15 protein-coding genes and 1 pseudogene are annotated in these 17,805 nt (G+C 60.2%); 8 read left to right on the top strand and 8 right to left on the bottom strand.

Annotated features, from left to right (window positions below; genetic code table 11):
• Positions 1–3: 3 nt before the first annotated feature.
• Positions 4–411 (top strand): hypothetical protein, encoded by a 408-nt coding sequence (locus tag AB4Z20_RS16575; RefSeq protein ID WP_258690591.1) that lies wholly within the window; start codon positions 4–6, stop codon positions 409–411.
• A gap of 455 nt (positions 412–866) precedes the next feature.
• Positions 867–2,960: an LTA synthase family protein gene (locus tag AB4Z20_RS16570; protein WP_442090261.1), complete on the top strand. Its 2,094-nt coding sequence runs from the start codon at positions 867–869 to the stop codon at positions 2,958–2,960.
• 63 nt (positions 2,961–3,023) lie between these two features.
• On the opposite strand, the gene AB4Z20_RS16565 is transcribed toward AB4Z20_RS16570, so the two are convergent.
• Positions 3,024–3,176 carry a DUF3309 family protein gene (locus tag AB4Z20_RS16565; RefSeq protein WP_253472471.1) on the bottom strand — a complete coding sequence of 51 codons (153 nt, stop codon included), beginning with the start codon at positions 3,174–3,176 and terminating at the stop codon, positions 3,024–3,026.
• Between the two features lie 312 nt (positions 3,177–3,488).
• On the opposite strand from AB4Z20_RS16565, the gene AB4Z20_RS16560 reads away from it, so the two are divergent.
• The 3 genes from AB4Z20_RS16560 (at position 3,489) to csrA (ending at position 5,046) form a co-directional block, all read left to right on the top strand.
• Positions 3,489–4,304: an SDR family oxidoreductase gene (locus AB4Z20_RS16560; protein WP_442090260.1), complete on the top strand. Its 816-nt coding sequence runs from the start codon at positions 3,489–3,491 to the stop codon at positions 4,302–4,304.
• A gap of 57 nt (positions 4,305–4,361) precedes the next feature.
• The gene (locus tag AB4Z20_RS16555) at positions 4,362–4,694 is read left to right on the top strand and encodes a YnfA family protein (protein ID WP_442090267.1); all 333 of its coding nucleotides are present in this window, start codon (positions 4,362–4,364) and stop codon (positions 4,692–4,694) included.
• A 151-nt stretch (positions 4,695–4,845) separates the two neighbouring features.
• Positions 4,846–5,046 (top strand): carbon storage regulator CsrA, encoded by a 201-nt coding sequence (gene csrA / locus AB4Z20_RS16550; RefSeq protein WP_003199177.1) that lies wholly within the window; start codon positions 4,846–4,848, stop codon positions 5,044–5,046.
• Here the strand turns inward: csrA and AB4Z20_RS16545 are convergent.
• From AB4Z20_RS16545 to AB4Z20_RS16525, 5 genes are all read right to left on the bottom strand, one after another.
• Positions 5,035–5,262: a YheU family protein gene (locus AB4Z20_RS16545; RefSeq protein ID WP_003199186.1), complete on the bottom strand. Its 228-nt coding sequence runs from the start codon at positions 5,260–5,262 to the stop codon at positions 5,035–5,037. The two genes, csrA and AB4Z20_RS16545, sit on opposite strands and share 12 nt — an antisense overlap.
• 211 nt (positions 5,263–5,473) lie before the next feature.
• Positions 5,474–6,664, bottom strand: coding sequence for an osmoprotectant NAGGN system M42 family peptidase (locus AB4Z20_RS16540; RefSeq protein ID WP_063322377.1), 1,191 nt, complete (start codon positions 6,662–6,664; stop codon positions 5,474–5,476).
• A gap of 229 nt (positions 6,665–6,893) precedes the next feature.
• Positions 6,894–8,639 (bottom strand): N-acetylglutaminylglutamine synthetase, encoded by a 1,746-nt coding sequence (gene ngg, locus AB4Z20_RS16535; protein ID WP_320390061.1) that lies wholly within the window; start codon positions 8,637–8,639, stop codon positions 6,894–6,896.
• A gap of 3 nt (positions 8,640–8,642) precedes the next feature.
• The gene (locus AB4Z20_RS16530) at positions 8,643–10,415 is read right to left on the bottom strand and encodes an N-acetylglutaminylglutamine amidotransferase (protein ID WP_258690593.1); all 1,773 of its coding nucleotides are present in this window, start codon (positions 10,413–10,415) and stop codon (positions 8,643–8,645) included.
• A 359-nt stretch (positions 10,416–10,774) separates the two neighbouring features.
• Positions 10,775–11,173, bottom strand: a complete 399-nt coding sequence (locus AB4Z20_RS16525) for a hypothetical protein (RefSeq protein ID WP_442090259.1) — start codon at positions 11,171–11,173, stop codon at positions 10,775–10,777.
• Between the two features lie 238 nt (positions 11,174–11,411).
• Between AB4Z20_RS16525 and AB4Z20_RS16520 the strand changes: the two genes are divergently transcribed.
• Positions 11,412–11,591, top strand: coding sequence for a hypothetical protein (locus AB4Z20_RS16520; RefSeq protein WP_442090258.1), 180 nt, complete (start codon positions 11,412–11,414; stop codon positions 11,589–11,591).
• Positions 11,592–11,741: 150 nt separating this feature from the next.
• Positions 11,742–12,016 (top strand): annotated as a pseudogene (locus AB4Z20_RS16515) (IS4 family transposase); the annotation flags it as partial.
• A gap of 82 nt (positions 12,017–12,098) precedes the next feature.
• On the opposite strand, the gene AB4Z20_RS16510 reads toward AB4Z20_RS16515, so the two are convergent.
• Both AB4Z20_RS16510 and mnmC read right to left on the bottom strand, forming a co-directional pair.
• The gene (locus tag AB4Z20_RS16510) at positions 12,099–13,403 is read right to left on the bottom strand and encodes a hypothetical protein (protein WP_442090257.1); all 1,305 of its coding nucleotides are present in this window, start codon (positions 13,401–13,403) and stop codon (positions 12,099–12,101) included.
• 458 nt (positions 13,404–13,861) lie between these two features.
• A complete protein-coding gene (gene mnmC, locus AB4Z20_RS16505) occupies positions 13,862–15,844 on the bottom strand; it encodes a bifunctional tRNA (5-methylaminomethyl-2-thiouridine)(34)-methyltransferase MnmD/FAD-dependent 5-carboxymethylaminomethyl-2-thiouridine(34) oxidoreductase MnmC (RefSeq protein ID WP_442090256.1) in 1,983 nt (660 codons plus the stop codon).
• 379 nt (positions 15,845–16,223) lie between these two features.
• Between mnmC and pap the strand changes: the two genes are divergently transcribed.
• Complete coding sequence (pap, locus tag AB4Z20_RS16500; RefSeq protein ID WP_442090255.1) at positions 16,224–17,738, top strand: polyphosphate:AMP phosphotransferase; 1,515 nt, start codon at positions 16,224–16,226, stop codon at positions 17,736–17,738.
• The last annotated feature ends 67 nt before the right edge of the window (positions 17,739–17,805 follow it).

Here is a 17,805-nt window from a genome sequence, read left to right as displayed (position 1 = left end):
ACCATGACCGCCATCGCTCGTATCACCCTGCTCACGCTCGTCATGGGCCTGAGCGCTTGTGCGGTCCAGCGTCCGTCGGAGCCCTCGGCACCGCTGCCACCGATCCCGCCGTCGACCCCGACCAGCAAACCGGTCCCGTCCACACCGCCGGGCAAGCCTGTCATCCCGAACAAACCGGCGAAACCGCTGCCGCGTACTTCCGCCAGCTTCGCCCCACCGCCGGGTGGCAACAGCCATTGGGACGCCAAGCTTGGGGTCTATGTGCTGGACAACCAGACGAACACGTTCTATCGCCAGCGTACCTATTACCGCTGGAACAACGGCTGGAGCCGTTCCGTCAGCCCGAATGGTCCGTGGGAAGACACCTCCATCGAAGGCGTGCCAGCGGGTCTTGGACGCCAGTTTCATTGACAATGATCGTTTTCACACTGGACTGGAAGTGATCGGCAACCCAGTGGCGAGGGCGCTTGCTCCCGCTGGGCTGCGTGTAGGAGCTGCCGAAGGCTGCGATCTTTTGATCTTTCGCTTGGGACTCAAGTGTCTAGGGAAAGGTCGCAGCCTCGTCGCACTCGACAGCTCCTACAGAGCCGAGCGGGAGCGAGCTCCCTCGCCACAATAGCGTTCGGCTCAACTTCATCAGCAGGCCGGGCTTTTTGTGTTTCTGAATATTCTTTGAACGAAATTTTCACAAAATCTTGCGGACAATCCCCCGCGCTCATATCGCCGCCGGTTATTTAATGGCAATGCCATAGCCGTTCGTGCAACATTTGCGCTCTCGCGCAAGCCCCGAGGCCAGGCTTTGGTCAACAGAGGGCGCGCCGTTGTTTCTTTTTGTCACTCCAATTCCGATAGGGTCCTTAAACGACATGGCAATCCCGGACGCCCTGAATCAGCAGCGTACTACGCATCGCCTGCTGCAACCGACCGTCAAATCGCACCTGGCCTACACGTTGCTTTGTGCCTTGGTGATGATGGTCATGTTCAGCCTGCTGCGCGTGGCGCTGCTGGTCTATAACCGCGAGATGATCCTCGACACGCCGGCTTCGACCTTTGTTGAAGCCTTCGTCAACGGCCTGCGTTTCGACTTGCGCCTGGTGGTCTACCTCTGCATCCCGTTGCTGCTGGCGTTGTTCAGCGCAAGGGCCATGGCGGCCCGTGGGTTCTTTCGTTTCTGGCTGACCGTCACTTCCAGCATCGCGCTGTTCCTGGGCTTGATGGAGATGGATTTCTACCGTGAGTTCCACCAGCGCCTCAACGGCCTGGTCTTCCAGTATGTAAAGGAAGACCCGAAAACCGTGATGAGCATGCTCTGGTACGGTTTCCCGGTGGTGCGCTACCTGCTGGCGTGGGCCGGCGGCACCATCATCCTCAGCCTGGCATTCAAGGGCGCCGACCGCGCCACGCGTCCCCGTGGGCCGTTCAGTGGCGGCACCATTGGTACCCGGCAGATCGCCCCGTGGTATGGGCGTGTCGCGGTGTTTGTCGTTTGCCTGCTGGTCGCCGTGACCGCCGCGCGCGGCACCTTGCGCCAAGGGCCGCCCCTGCGCTGGGGCGACGTCTACACCACCGATTCGAACTTCGCCAACCAGTTGGGCCTCAACGGCACCTTGTCGCTGGTGGCCGCGGCCAAGAGCCGGATGTCCGAAGACCGCGACAACATCTGGAAAGCCACCCTTGAGCAACCGCTGGCACAGCAGACCGTGCGCGATATGCTGGTGATGCCTGACGATAAACTGGTGGACACCGCGACAGCCGCCGTGCGCCGCGACTACACGCCGCCGGCGGACAAGACCCTGCCGATCAAGAACGTGGTCGTGATTCTCATGGAGAGCATGGCCGGTCACTCGGTGGGTGCCCTGGGCGCGCCGGGCAACATCACGCCTTACCTGGACAAACTGTCCAAGGAAGGCCTGCTGTTCGACCGTTTCTTCTCCAACGGTACCCACACCCACCAAGGCATGTTCGCCACCATGGCGTGCTTCCCGAACCTGCCGGGTTTCGAATACCTGATGCAGACGCCGGAGGGCAGCCACAAGCTGTCGGGCCTGCCGCAACTGCTCAGCGCCCGTGACTACGACGACGTGTACGTCTACAACGGCGATTTTGCCTGGGACAACCAGTCGGGTTTCTTCAGCAGCCAGGGCATGACCACATTCATCGGGCGTAACGACTTCGTGAACCCGGTGTTCTCCGATCCGACCTGGGGCGTGTCCGACCAGGACATGTTCGACCGTGGCCTGATCGAGCTCAAGGCGCGGGAAAACGGCAAGCCGTTCTATGCCTTGCTGCAAACCCTGTCCAACCACACCCCTTATGCGTTGCCGACGCCGTTGCCGGTCGAGCGGGTCACCGACCGTGGCAGCCTGAACGAACACCTGACCGCCATGCGCTACGCCGACTGGGCCCTGGGCCAGTTCTTCGAGAAGGCCCGCAAGGAGCCTTACTTCAAGGAAACCCTGTTCGTCGTGGTCGGCGACCATGGCTTTGGCAACGAACGCCAGATCACCGAGATGGACCTGGGCCGTTTCAACGTGCCGATGCTGTTGATCGGCCCGGGCATCCAGGAAAAATTCGGCCAGCGTAACCACACCGTGGGTACCCAGGTCGACATCGTGCCGACCATCATGGGCCGGATCGGTGGGCAAGTACGGAACCAGTGCTGGGGCCGTGACCTGTTGAACCTGCCGCAAGGCGATCCCGGTTTTGGTGTGATCAAGCCGTCGGGCAGCGAGCAGACCACGGCGATCATCCGCGATGACCACATCCTGGTCCTGCCGAAGGAAAAGGAAATGGAGCCGAAGATGTATCGCTATGAACTGGGCGCCAACCCTGGTGCGGAAATCATCCCGAATGCACCGGACACCGCGCCGATGAAACTCAAGCTCGAATCTTTCCTGCAAACCGCGACCAAGAGCCTGCTGGATAACACCGCCGGCGTCGTTGACGGCAAGCCGGACTGATAAACGGCGTACATAAAAAAGAGGCCTGCCAAGGCCTCTTTTTTTTTGCGCTTACTTAGTGGTTTATATCTTGCCCAGGAGTAGCAGGACCAACAGCACCACCAACACCACACCGATGATACCGGACGGGCCGTAACCCCAACTTCTGGAGTGCGGGAAGACTGGGAGACCACCGATCAGCAGGAGGATCAGGATAACGATAAGTATTGTGCCCATTGTAGATTTCCTTATTGGTCAGTTCTGGAGTGATACAACTTCCAACTACCAGCGCGCATGCGTTAAATCCGGGCGGCTTAATAAGTCCGACCGTCGCGGCTTGTAGAAAATTCAAAGTTTTTGTAGGAGCTGTCGAGTGAAACGAGGCTGCGATCTTTTTCAGCCTGGAGGAAGACTAAGGATCGCAGCCTCGTTCCACTCGGCAGCTCCTACAGTTTGCCCTCGCCATTCAGCAATCTGATGGAGCGTGGGTCCGTTGAACGCCTTCGCTACACTCGGCCTATCTCTCCCGGAACAACAAGGCTGTCTGCTATGCAAAATCGCATGATGATCACTGGTGCCGGCTCTGGCCTGGGTCGCGAAATCGCGCTGCGCTGGGCCCGCGAAGGATGGCGCCTGGCCTTATCGGATGTCAGCGAGCCGGGCCTCGTGGAAACCCTCAAGCTAGTGCGGGGTGCCGGTGGTGACGGCTTCATCCAGCGCTGCGATGTGCGCGACTACAGCCAATTGACTGCGTTTGCCCAGGCCTGCGAAGAGAAATTCGGCGGTATCGATATCATCGTCAACAATGCCGGCGTGGCCTCGGGCGGCTTCTTCAGTGAACTCTCCCTGGAGGATTGGGACTGGCAGATCGCGATCAACCTGATGGGTGTGGTCAAGGGCTGCAAGGCGTTCCTGCCGCTGCTGGAAAAAAGCCGTGGCAAGATCATCAACATCGCCTCCATGGCAGCCCTGATGCAGGGCCCGGCCATGAGCAACTACAACGTGGCGAAGGCGGGTGTCGTGGCGCTGTCGGAAAGCCTGCTGGTGGAACTGGCGCAGCAGGAAGTTGGTGTACACGTGGTGTGCCCGTCGTTCTTCCAGACCAATCTGCTGGATTCCTTCCGTGGCCCGACCCCGGCCATGAAAGCCCAGGTTGGCAAGTTGCTGGAAAGCTCACCGATCAGCGCCACGGATATTGCCGACTACATCTATCAGCAGGTCGCCCAGGGCCAGTTCATGATCCTGCCCCACGAACAGGGACGCATGGCTTGGGCCCTCAAGCAGAAGAACCCACAGTTGCTGTACGACGAAATGACCGTGATGGCCGACAAGATGCGCGCCAAGACCCGGCAAAACCTCAATTGACCTGGATGCCCGATGTCCTCAGGATGGCGCCATTCGGCCTTCCTGATGGACATCTGCATGCTCAATTACCTGTGGTTTTTTCTCGCCGCCCTGTTTGAGATCGCGGGCTGCTACGCCTTCTGGATGTGGTTGCGCCAGGGCAAGAGCGCCTGGTGGATCGCCCCGGGGTTGCTCAGCCTCACATTGTTCGCCCTGTTGCTGACCCGCGTCGAAGCGACGTACGCCGGGCGCGCCTACGCCGCCTATGGCGGCCTCTATATCATTGCCTCGATCGGCTGGCTGGCGATGGTCGAGCGAGTGCGACCACTGGGGTCCGACTGGATTGGCGTGGCGCTCTGCGTGTTGGGGGCGAGTGTGATTCTATTCGGCCCGCGGTTCTCGGCGCCCTGAAATAACCGGCGGTCCGACAGGGTTTTGCAGGAAATTTCCGTCAGTCACAAGAACTTTGCTTGTAGGGCCTTACTGAATTCTCGCGGGTGTCTTGAGAACGGGAAACAGGCCGGGCATGGTCAGGGTCCAGACATTCTTAAGGACAAGAACCATGCTTGTATTAAGCCGCGCTGTAGGTGAGTTGATTTCCATCGGTGACGATATTTCCGTCCGTGTGCTGTCGGTCAGCGGCGGCACGGTGCGTTTTGGCGTGGAAGCGCCACGGCACGTCGATGTCCATCGCTCCGAAATCTACGACAAGATCCAGAAGAAAAAGGCCCATGCCACCCGCAAGGCCTGTTCAGTCGAATAGGTGTTTGGGCACGTCGTGCTTGAGCATCAGTTGGCACTGTTCACTTTCGGGGTCGAAGACGATCAACGCCTGGCCCTTGGTCAGGGCTTGCCTGACTCGCAGAACCCGCGTTTCCAAGGGGGTGTCGTCACCATTGTCGGTGCCGTCGCGGGTCACGAAATCCTCGATCAGGCGGGTGAGCGTGTCGACTTCGAGTTGGTCGTGGGGGATGAGCATGGGGTACCTCGGCTAGACAATGGGGCGATGCTACGGCCAATGGGCTTTTGCGGCTAGCCTTGGGTTTTGTGGGGCCTGTTCTGGCCTCATCGCGAGCAAGCTCGCTCCCACATTGGTTCTGCGTCGAGCACAAAGTTCAAGTCCAATGAAGATCAACCTGTGGGAGCGAGCTTGCTCGCGATGGCAATAGCCCAGACAGTGAAATGTTGGATCAGCTATCGGAACGCTGCCCCACCAGGCTATCCACCGATGGCACCCGGGTATCACTTTCCATCTGGGTATCGTGTTCGATCTGATGACTGAAGCGGTCCAGTGAGCCTTGGGCTGGTTGCGCGTCGCTGGCGAACACCGGCGGGCTGAGGATGTAGGCGCCGAGCAGGCGACTGAGGGCGGCCAGGCTGTCGATGTGGGTGCGTTCGTAGCCATGGGTGGCGTCGCAGCCGAAGGCGAGCAGGGCGGTACGGATATCGTGGCCGGCGGTGATGGCTGAATGAGCGTCGCTGAAGTAGTAGCGGAACAGGTCGCGGCGTGCCGGTACCTCGTTCTCCTTGGCCAGTTTCAGCAAGTGCCGCGACAGATGGTAGTCGTAGGGGCCTCCGGAGTCCTGCATCGCCACGCTGACCGAATGTTCGCTTGAGTGCTGGCCAGGGGCGACGGGCGCGATGTCGATGCCGACGAACTCGCTGACATCCCAGGGCAGCGCGGCCGCCGCACCGCTGCCGGTTTCCTCGGTGATGGTGAACAGCGGGTGACAATCGATCAGCAGTTCTTCGCCGCTGTCGACAATCGCCTTGAGCGCCGCCAGCAGCGCCGCGACCCCGGCCTTGTCGTCCAGGTGCCGGGCGCTGATGTGGCCGCTTTCGGTGAATTCAGGCAGGGGATCGAAGGCGACGTAATCGCCGATGCCCACTCCCAGGGTTTCGCAATCGGCGCGGGTGGCGCAGTAGGCGTCCAGGCGCAGCTCGATGTGGTCCCAACTGATGGGCAGTTCATCCACGGCGGTATTGAACGCGTGTCCGGACGCCATCAACGGCAGCACGCTGCCACGGATCACGCCGGTGTCGGTAAACAGGCTGACCCGGCTGCCTTCGGCAAATCGGCTGGACCAGCAACCCACCGGGGCCAGGGTCAGGCGGCCGTTGTCCTTGATGGCCCGCACCGAGGCACCGATGGTATCCAGGTGCGCCGACACGGCCCGGTCGGGGCTGCTCTTGCGCCCCTTGAGCGTGGCGCGGATCGTGCCACGGCGAGTCATTTCAAAAGCGATACCCAGCTCTTCGAGCCGCTCGGCGACATAACGCACGATGGTGTCGGTAAAGCCGGTAGGGCTGGGAATGGCGAGCATCTCCAGCAGGACCTTTTGCAGGTATTCGAGATCCGGTTCGGGAATTTTGCTGATCATGGAAACTCCTCACGGAACATTAAGTTGAAATAGGGAAACTTTGTGGCCAGAGATTGCTCCCGCTGGGCTCTGTAGGAGCTGGCGAAGCCTGCGATCTTTTGATCTTTCGCTTGGGATTCAAGTGTCTGGGGAAAGATCGCAGCCTCGTTGCACTCGACAGCTCCTACACAGCTCCTACACAGCTCCTACAAGCCCAGCGGGAGCAAGCTCCCTCGCCACAGAAGCAGGGCTAGGCCACCGTCTGGCTATGGGGAAACAACAAATCCACAAAGCGCTCGGCGGTGGGTTGTGGTTCGTGGTTGGCCAGGCCTGCGCGTTCGTTGGCTTCGATGAACACGTACTCGGGTTGATCGGCCGCCGGCACCAGCAGGTCGAGGCCGACCATGGGGATGTCCAACGCCCGTGCGGCGCGCACCGCTGCATCGACCAGGGTCGGATGCAGGATCCCGGTGACATCCTCCAGCACGCCGCCGGTATGCAGGTTCGCCGTACGCCGTACGAACAGGTGCTCCCCGGCGGGCAGCACGCTGTCGTAGTCAAACCCTGCCGCGCTGAGCGTGCGCAGGGTCTCGGCGTCCATCGGGATTTTGCTTTCGCCGCCCGTGGCCGCTTGGCGTCGGCGGCTCTGGGCTTCGATCAGCTCGCCGATGGTGTGCCGGCCATCGCCGATCACCTCCGCCGGGCGCCGGATCGCCGCCGCCACCACTTCAAAGCCGATCACCAGGATGCGCAGGTCCATCCCCTCGTGGAAACTTTCCAGCAAGACCTGGCTGTCGAACTGCCGGGCCGCTTCGATGGCGCTCTGCACCTCCTCGATGGTGCGCAAATCCACCGCCACGCCTTGGCCTTGTTCACCGTCAAGCGGCTTGACCACCACCCGTTCGTGCTCGTCGAGAAACGCCAGGTTGTCATCGGCATTGCCCGCCAACTGTTGGGCTGGCAGGTTCAGGCCGGCGTTTTTCAGCACCTTGTGGGTCAGGCTTTTGTTCTGGCACAGCGTCATGCTGATGGCGCTGGTCAGGTCGCTCAAGGATTCGCGGCATCGGACCCGGCGGCTGCCATGGACCAGGGTGAACAAGCCGGCCTCGGCATCGTCCACCTGCACGTCGATGCCTCGGCGGTGAGCTTCTTCGACAATGATTCGCGCATAAGGGTTGAACTGCGCTTCGGGGCCTGGCCCCAGGAACAACGGCTGGTTGATGCCGTTCTTGCGTTTGATGGCGAAGGTCGAAAGATTGCGAAAACCGAGTTTGGCGTAGAGGTTTTTCGCCAGGCGATTGTCGTGCAACACCGACAGGTCGAGGTAACTCAAGCCACGGCTCATGAAATGCTCGATGAGGTGACGCACCAGCACTTCGCCAACACCGGGCCGCGGACATTGCGGGTCGACGGCCAGGCACCAGAGGCTGCTGCCGTTTTCCGGGTCGTTGAAGGCCTTCTGGTGATTCAGGCCCATGACGCTGCCGATCACCGCACCGGTGTCGTTATCTTCGGCCAGCCAGTAGACCGGGCCGCCCTCATGGCGCGGGGTCAGGCGCAGTGGGTCGATAGGCAACATGCCCCGGGCCTGGTAGAGCTGGTTGATGGCCTGCCAGTCGGTCTCGCTCTGGGCCCGGCGAATCCGGAAACCGCGAAACACCCGGGTGGACTGGCGATAGTCGCTGAACCACAAGCGCAAGGTGTCGGACGGATCGAGGAACAGTTGTGCCGGTTCCAGCCCCAGCACTTGCTGGGGTGCGGCCACGTACAAGGCAATGTCCCTTTCGCCGGGTTGTTCGTTGAGCAGTTCCCGGGCCAGGCTCGCCGGGTCCGGGAAGGTATGGCCGATCAACAGTCGGCCCCAGCCGCAATGCACCGCGATCGGGTCGGCGCCCAATTCGCTGCCGTCTTCGGCCAGGCGTGCCTGCAGGCGTTCGTAGGAGGGCGCCTGGCCGCGCAAGAGGCGTTGGTTGTGAACGGTTGCGTGAGGTTTCATCGATCAGATTCCTTGCTCGCTGAGCCACAGGTTCAGCGCCGCCAGTTGCCACAGTCGCGAGCCGCGCAATGGCGTGAGCTGGCCGTTGGGGTCGGTGAGCAGGCGGTCGAGCATGGCCGGGTTGAACAGGCCGCGATCCTGGCTCGGGTCCAGCAGCAGTTCGCGGACCCAGGCCAGCGTATTGCCTTCCAGGTGCTTGAGGCCTGGCACCGGGAAATAGCCTTTCTTGCGGTCGATCACCTCGCTGGGGATCACCCGCCGGGCGGCTTCCTTGAGCACCTGTTTGCCGCCATCGGGCAGCTTGAACTTCGCCGGGACCCTGGCCGAAAGTTCCACCAGGCGGTAGTCCAGGAAGGGCGTGCGGGCTTCCAGGCCCCAGGCCATGGTCATGTTGTCGACGCGCTTGACCGGGTCGTCCACCAGCATCACGGTGCTGTCCAGGCGCAGGGCCTTGTCTACCGCCGCATCGGCCCCGGGCTGGGCGAAATGTTCTTTGACGAAGTCACCGGCCGCGTCGTTGGCCGTCAGCCATTTGGGCTGCACGGTGGCGGCATATTCTTCGTAGCTGCGGTCGAAGAACGCGGCGCGATAGGCCGCGTACGGATCGCTGGCGCCATCGACCTGCGGGTACCAGTGGTAACCGGCGAACAGCTCGTCGGCGCCCTGGCCGCTTTGCACCACTTTGCAGTGCTTGGCCACTTCCCGCGACAGCAGGTAGAAGGCGATGCAGTCGTGGCTGACCATCGGCTCGCTCATGGCACGGAACGCTGCCGGCAGTTGCTCGATGATCTCTTTTTCGTCGATACGCAGTTGGTGGTGGCGGGTGCCGTAGTGCTTGGCGATCAGGTCCGAATACTGGAACTCGTCACCGCGCTCGCCGCCAGCATCCTGGAAACCGATAGAGAAGGTCGACAGGTCTTCTACGCCGACTTCCCGCAGCAGGCCCACGAGCATGCTCGAATCCACGCCACCGGAAAGCAGTACGCCGACATCCACGGCGGCGCGTTGGCGAATGGCGACCGCTTCACGGGTGCTGTCGAGCACGCGGTCGATCCAGTCTTCCAGGTTCAGGTGCTGTTCGTCGGCCCGTGGTCCGTAGGGCAGGGTCCACCAGGTTTTCTGCTCGGTGCTGCCGTCGGCTTCGATGCGCATCCAGGTGGCGGGAGGCAGTTTTTCAACACCGGCCAGCAAGGTGCGGGGTGCCGGGACCACCGCGTGGAAATTCAGGTAATGATTGAGAGCCACCGGGTCGAGCATCGGGTTGATGTCGCCGCCCTTGAGCAGCGCCGGCAATGCCGAGGCGAAACGTAGCCGTTGGCTGGTGCGCGACAGGTACAGCGGCTTCACGCCGAGGCGATCGCGGGCGATGAATAGCCGCTTGGCATCGCGTTCCCAGATGGCGAAGGCGAACATGCCGTTGAGCTTGGGCAGCAGCGCTTCGCCCCAGGCGTGATAGCCCTTGAGCAGCACTTCGGTGTCGCCACCGGAATAGAAGCTGTAGCCCAGGGCTTCGAGCTCGCTGCGCAGTTCCGGGTAGTTGTAGATCGCGCCGTTGAAGGCCAGGGACAGGCCCAGCTGATTGTCGATCATCGGCTGGGCCGAGCCGTCCGACAGGTCCATGATTTTCAGGCGCCGATGGCCCAGGGCAATCGGCCCCTGGCTATGAAAACCCCAGGCGTCGGGGCCGCGAGGGGCCAGGTGATGGGTGATTCGCTCTACGGCCGCAAGGTCCGCAGGTTGTTGATCGAAACGTAACTCTCCAGCTAATCCGCACATATTCCAAAAGGCCTTGTGTTTGCTGGGACTAGGCGCATCTACCTCGAATCAAGTACCAATTTTGTACCGTTTTTCGGTAAATCCAGCTTTTCAAGCTCCGCGAAATCACTCGAAGAACTGATCCACTTGGCATAGGTTGAAAGCAATACCTGGACGCTGTGTCCGAGCTGCGCAGCGATGAATACCGGATTCATCCCAGACATCAGGCACATCGTTGCGTAGGTGTGCCTGGTGTCGTACATCCGACGATATCGAATTCCCGACTTGCAACGCTGCCAACCAATAGCGCTTAGCCCCTGTTCCGGAACGGATGTACAGCTCTGATCTTGCACCCGATCCTTCCGACGCGAAAACATAAGTCAGAGCGCGCCGCCGTAAGAGGTCTGGCTTTTTCGAGTGCCTGTAGCGCTTGTTCGTTCAATAAAACTTCCCGCGGCACCTTCGTCTTCGTCCTTTCCTTGATCTTGCCGTACAGCCTGATACGGCACACCTTGGCGCGCTTCGAGCGTATCAACCTCGCTCCAGCGCAGTGCCATCGCCTCGCCCGGACGCATTCCTGTATAGAAAGAAAACTCGAAAAAACACGCGTAAATTGATTGCAGGCCGCTCGTCACTTTGTACAGTTTTGCGATCAGATCAGAGCGGGTACTGGGCCAGGTAAGGGACCCAGTAGTCTTGGATGGTGTCGCGGTAGTTTTTGCGCGTACTGTCTTCGGGGTGCCGTCTTTGGCACCACCTTCCCGGCGTCTACCGTGCATGCAGCGTTCGCCGGGCTCTGCGCTTCAATGGCCTGACTGTATCCGACGGGACGGGCTTGCAGATTTTTGACTCGACGGACGATACCAATTGCTGGTTTGGAGGGGTGAGCAAGCTGCGCATAAAACCGCTGCCGGAGACCTACGCATCGTGGTTTGACGGGCTTTGTTTCGAGCCTGAGCGCCATTCCGCGCATAGCGGCTTTGTGTACAATGGGTGAAATCATGGAAGGAGATTTCAATGTACAAAGTGCTTAGAAGTGGAACATTTATATCTGGAGTTTTGCTTTTATTAGCCGGAATAGGGATATCAATCAACTTTTTTTTGAGATCGAAAGCGATTGAAATTCCAGGGGTGATGCTGATTGTTGTTGGTGTCATTCTGGCCTTTTTAGGCTGGAAAAGAAGTCGCAAGTACTAGGCGGCAAGTAGTGCAGATAAGGCACTAGAGGTGAATGGCACTTATTTAACGGCTAAGTAGCTGATACACCAGCAAGAAAAATAAAAAGGCTGGCCTTGGTCTACGGTGATAGTTGCGAACACTCATCGATCAAGCAAGGACACAGCCCGAGTGAATCGTAGACGCCAAATCGTCCGACATCGACAGCACCGTATGCGCCAGCACGCCACGAACAGCAATGCTCATGCTTTCTTCAAGCTGCTCACCGATCCAGAGCGATTGCGGGGTATCGAGTCGTTGAACCCAAGCATCGTCAGCGGCTATTTTCGCCGACTGAAACACTGTCCCTGTTCTTGTCTCAGGCGATGAGTGCCGATCGGTCCTGCCAGAACGCTGTGAATGACTTGTCTATCAAACACTCCTGCGAGGGTTTGATACCCCATAGTATTCATATTCTGTAGGCCGATTTCAGGCGAAGCGGTCCACAAAGAGATTGGTGATCCATCTGCCTTTGTGGACCGATATTCATCAGGTGGGCGAAGGCGGGCCAGCAAGGCGTCCGCGTCTGCTCGCATACAAAGCAGTCTGAATGTGCAACAAAGCGCGGTATCCCGCATATGCTGCGAATATGCATAGTGCGATCACTAGTAGACGGGCATTGAATATTCCGCCGCGAGCGATGAGCGTGAATCCGATACCGCAGAACAGCATGGCGAACCCGAGTATGCTGGGCGCGCTAGTGCGTCGGGAAATGCCCAATATCATCAGCGTCTGACAGATCAATACCACGATCCAGTCTGTATAGAACGCCCAGCCTCCCAGGTGCATGAGCATGTTCGCCTTGAGCGGGAAAGTGATGTTCGTACCGCGGCTAGCCACCTGAGGATAAAGTGCACGGGTCTCGGCCGTGGAGATTGGTTTGCTTGGCATCAGCTGACGAGGTATGAATAGCGTCATCGCATCTTCAATGGCATATGCCATGGGTTCAACTTTGTTGGTCCGGATCGCACTCAAGACATCCTCAGAAATGAATGCGGCGTTGTAATTCAGGTCCTCAAAACTGTTTGTGGGGTCCACAACCACTGATTTTCCGACGCCCCCCTGAGTAGCCTCCTTGCGGGCTATCTCCTCTACACGCGACGTAGTCTCACTGGGCGCCGAGGGCGCGCGCATATTGGTGACGATAACGTATGACACCCCCATCGAAGCAACTGCGAGAGTGGAGGCGATCAAAAATTTCAAGAGGCTTACGCGCTGGAACATTAGCATGACGATGAACATAAGCGCGAATAGAATTAGGATTCCGCGCCCACCGCTGAACGACACGATAAGCAGGCTCAACAGTAAAAAAGCGCCACTCTTCAAAGTGACGCCGCTGAAATACATATTGATCAACTGAAGAAACAAGGCGGAATACATTGCAAGGACTATCCAGGCGGCGCCGTTGGTTACCATGAAACTATACGTATGGTAATTTTTAACGACATAGCTAGGAGAGAGCGTCCCAAAAACCCGATACATGCTCAGTGCCAGAAGGCCTAGAATGCCCGTCGTTATCAACGCAAGAGAGAGTGTCGATATACGCTCAAGCGATGGAGAGAATTCGTCGAGAAGACCTAAGCGTCGAGAAAGCAGGAATCCAAGTAGGGCGACAGCAAGCGCACAGACCGAGTCTATAATCGTCGCGCCATTCATGTATGTGGAAGTAAGTAGTGGGTATTTTTCAATATTGAGATATCGTCCGATGAAGAGCATTTGGTACGCGATATAGCATCCCAGAGGGCCAACTAATATCAATGCTGCAGTCTTCGTTTTGTTGTTGAATATATACATGTGTCAACTCGTTCTATTGAGCTTCCATAAACCAGACAATCAAGTGCGTTAGCTTGATTTGCTGGGCGGTATTTGCAAGCCATTCCATTGCCGGCGACGATCACATCATAGCGGGTGCTTCAGAATGTAACAGGCGGCGAATCATACCGGAACACGTGGCTGCTTTGAATGGGGTCATGCATGGGATGGGTTGAACGGTCGGCAGAACGCCGTAAGGAGGGGATTCGATCTCGCACCAGTTTCTGTACCAACTGATGTTCCCTTGCTGTGAGTTTTAGATCGATGCGTTATAAGCCGGCGGGTAGGGGGTGCCCCATGCCTCACGGGATAAGAGGAACCTGTGGGAGCGAGCTTGCTCGCGATAGCAGTGGGGCAGTCAACTCAGATGCCAACTGATCCACCGCCATCGCGAGCAAGCTCGCTCCCACAAGGGATTGGGGCACACCATTAAATGGGTGTTAGACCTTGCCCCGAATCAATGCCCGCAACGCGAACCGGTTCGGATGGCAGGCCTCGGCCACGCTGCGGGGCAGTGGCAGGGGTTCGTTGTCCAGCCAGGCGGCGATCAGTTCGCCCGACAGCGGGGCGGTGATCAGGCCTCGGGAACCGTGGCCGCTGTTGATGTACAGGCCATCGAGCCACGGGCAGGGAGTGTCTGGCACCTGGCGGGCGTCCTTGCCGAGGGCCGCATAGGCCTCGGTAAAGGCCGGGCGGTCGGCTAATGGGCCGACAATCGGCAGGTAATCCGGGCTGGTGCAACGGAATGCCGCACGGCCTTCGAGGCGTTCCGGGTCCAGGCTGCCGGCGTTCAGGCGGTCCACCAGGTCCAGGGAGATTTCTTCGAGCATCTGCAGGTTGCCGGCGTGCTCGGCGGCCGTGGGCGTCAGGTCGTCGCTGTTGAAATCGAAACTGGCGCCCAGGGTGTGCTCGCCCAGCCGCGGCGGGGCCACATAGCCTTCGGCGCAAACCACGGTCGCCAGGCTCTGGCTGCGGGTGGTTTGCGGTAACCGGGTGATTTGCCCGCGAATACGCTTGAGCGGCAAGTCGGCGGCCGGTTCGAAACGTTTGATTTCGGCGGCGCTGGCGAGGATCGCCACCGGCGCGCTGGCCAGGCAGCGTTCGCCGTCCCATGCCTGCCATTGGCCGTCAACGCGGCGCAGTGACAACACTTCATGATGGGGCTGCACGTCAATCGTCGTGCCCGAGGCTTGCCAGCGACACAACGCCGGTGGATGCACCCAGCCGCTCTCGGGATAAAACAGACCACCACAGGCCAGGCCGATGCCGGACCGCACCTGCGCCTCGGACTGATCGAGGGTGTGCAGCAAATCCCTTGGGAACGCCTCGGCCAGTTGCGCCTGACGCTCGGCTTCCTTGCTGTTGAAGGCCAGTTGCAAGACGCCGCAGGCGTCCCAGTCAGTGCCGCGTTGCAGTTGCTCCAGCACGCGCCGGGTGTAACCGAAGCCGCTGAGGATCATCTGCGACAACGCCGTGCCGTGGGCCGACAGCTTGAGGTACAGCACACCCTGGGGGTTGCCGGAAGCTTCTTCGGCCAACCCGGCATGACGCTCCAGCAGCGTCACCTGCCAGCCACGCGCGGCGAGGCTGGCGGCGCTGGCACAACCGGCCAGGCCGCCGCCGATCACCAGTGCCCGGCGTTCGCCGGTCAGCGCGGCGGGGCGGGCGTACCAGGGTTTTGCCGAGGACGGCGCCGCTGTCTGCTCCGGCCAGCCGAGAAACACACCGCGCAGGATTTCCCACTTATGACCAATGCCCGGCGTGCGCTTCATCTTGAAGCCTGCCGCGTTCAGCAACCGCCGGACCCAACCGGTGCTGGTGAAGGTGCTGAGGGTAGCGTCGGGGGCGGCCAGCCGGGCCAGTTCGGCGAACAGCTCGGCGGTCCACATCTCGGGGTTCCTGGCCGGCGCGAAGCCGTCGAGGAACCAGGCGTCGATCTGTCCGTCCAGCTGCGGCAACTGCTCCAGGGCATCACCGATCAACAGGGTCAGCGTCACCCGTCCGCCCGCCAGGACCAGGCGCTGGAAACCCTGGTGGATGGCCACGTACTGCTCAAGCAATTGCTCAGCCTGAAGGCTCAGTTGCGGCCACAAGGCCAGGGCCCGGCGCAGGTCCTCGGGGCTCAAGGGATACTTCTCGACACTGACGAAATGCAGTCGGGCGCCTGCCGGTGCGCACTGTTCGAACAGCTGCCAGGCGCAGAGGAAATTCAAGCCGGTGCCAAATCCGGTTTCGCCGATCACCAGCCGCCCGTCATCGGCCAGGGCCGCGAAACGCTCGGCCAGGTTGTTCTGCTCAAGGAATACATAACGGGTTTCTTCCAGCCCCGACTGGTCGGAAAAATACACATCGTCGAACACCCGCGAACGCGGGCGACCCTGATCATCCCAGTCGAGTTGGGCGTGTTGCTGGATGGGCGTCATGGCTGGCTCGGTCAAAACTGAGCGGCCATTCTAGCCGATCGATTGCCGATTGCTCCGGTGCATACGCATCTGTAGGAGCTGTCGAGTGCAACGAGGCTGCGATCTTGTCCCGAACAATTGAGTCGAAAGCGAACGATCAAGATCAAAAGATCGCAGCCTCGCTTCGCTCGGCAGCTCCTACACAAAGCACACGGGCCGCGTCCAATCTGTAGGAGCTGTCGAGTGCAACGAGGCTGCGATCTTGCCCCAGTCAATTGAGTCGAAAGCGAACGATCAAGATCAAAAGATCGCAGCCTCGCTTCGCTCGGCAGCTCCTACACAAAGCACACGGGCCGCATCCAATCCGCTAGTCTTGGCCCATCCCCGGAAGGAGCTGCCCATGTTTGAATCCGCTGAAATCGGTCATGTCATCGATAAAGACACCTTCGAGGCCGAAGTGCCGGCCCTGCGTGAAGCGTTGCTGGAGGCGCAGTTCGAGTTGCAGCAGCAGGGCCGGTTCCCGGTCATCGTGCTGATCAATGGCATCGAAGGCGCGGGCAAGGGCGAGACGGTGAAGTTGCTCAACGAGTGGATGGATCCGCGGCTGATCGAAGTGCGCACCTTTGACCAACAGACCGACGAGGAATTGGCGCGGCCTCCGGCGTGGCGCTATTGGCGAATGCTGCCGGCAAAGGGGCGCATGGGGATTTTCTTCGGCAACTGGTACAGCCAGATGCTGCAGGGCCGGGTCCATGGCGAGTTCAAGGACCCACGGCTCGACCAGGCGATTGCTGGTGCCGAGCGCCTGGAAAAAATGCTTTGCGACGAAGGCGCACTGATCTTCAAGTTCTGGTTCCACCTGTCCAAGAAGCAGATGAAGGCCCGGCTCAAGGGGCTCAAGGATGACCCACTGCACAGCTGGCGCATCAGCCCGCTGGACTGGCAGCAGTCCCAGACCTACGACAAGTTCGTCAAATACGGCGAGCGTGTGCTGCGCCGCACCAGTCGCGATTACGCGCCGTGGCATGTGATCGAAGGCGTGGACAGTTGTTACCGCAGCCTCACCGTCGGGCGGATCCTGCTCGACGGCTTGCGCCAGGCCCTGGACCGTCCGAAGGTCAAACCGCAAAAGGTCGGCGTGGCGCCGCTGCCCGCGCTGGACGGCCAGGTCACGCTGCTCGACAGCCTGGACATGACCCGGCGCCTGGACAAGGCCGATTACGAAGAGCAGTTGATCACCGAGCAGGCGCGGTTCGCCGGCCTGCTGCGGGACAAGCGCATGCGCCAGCATTCCTTGGTGGCGGTGTTCGAGGGCAATGATGCGGCAGGCAAGGGCGGGGCGATCCGGCGGGTCGCGGCAGCCCTGGACCCGCGTCAATACAGCATCGTGCCGATTGCCGCGCCCACTGAAGAAGAGCGCGCCCACCCCTACATGTGGCGGTTCTGGCGGCATATTCCCGCGCGGGGCAAGTTCACCATGTTCGACCGCTCCTGGTACGGCCGGGTGCTGGTGGAGCGGGTCGAAGGGTTTTGCAGCCAGGCCGACTGGCTGCGGGCCTACGGAGAAATCAACGACTTCGAGGAGCAGGTTGCCGATGCCGGCGTGGTGGTGGTCAAGTTCTGGCTGGCCATCGACAAGGAGACCCAACTGGAGCGTTTCCAGGAACGCGAGGACATCCCGTTCAAGCGCTTCAAGATCACCGAGGATGACTGGCGCAACCGCGACAAGTGGGACGCTTACCGGGCCGCCGTGTGCGACATGGTCGACCGCACCAGCACCGAGATTTCCCCTTGGACATTGGTGGAAGCCAACGACAAGCGCTGGGCGCGGGTCAAGGTGTTGCGCACCCTCAACCAGGCGCTGGAGGCGGCTTTCGAGCGAAGTGCAAAGCAGGCTCGCAAGAAGAAGGGCTAGGGCGATGGGTGCGCATACGCGGGGTGAATGATTGTCGCAGTCGGTTATGCAGTGGATTTATGCTCGA

Source organism: Pseudomonas sp. KB_12 (genome assembly GCF_052114545.1).
Classification (GTDB): domain Bacteria; phylum Pseudomonadota; class Gammaproteobacteria; order Pseudomonadales; family Pseudomonadaceae; genus Aquipseudomonas; species Aquipseudomonas brassicacearum.
The sequence above is the reverse complement of the archived record's forward strand: the minus strand, read 5'-3'. Positions and strand labels throughout refer to the sequence as shown.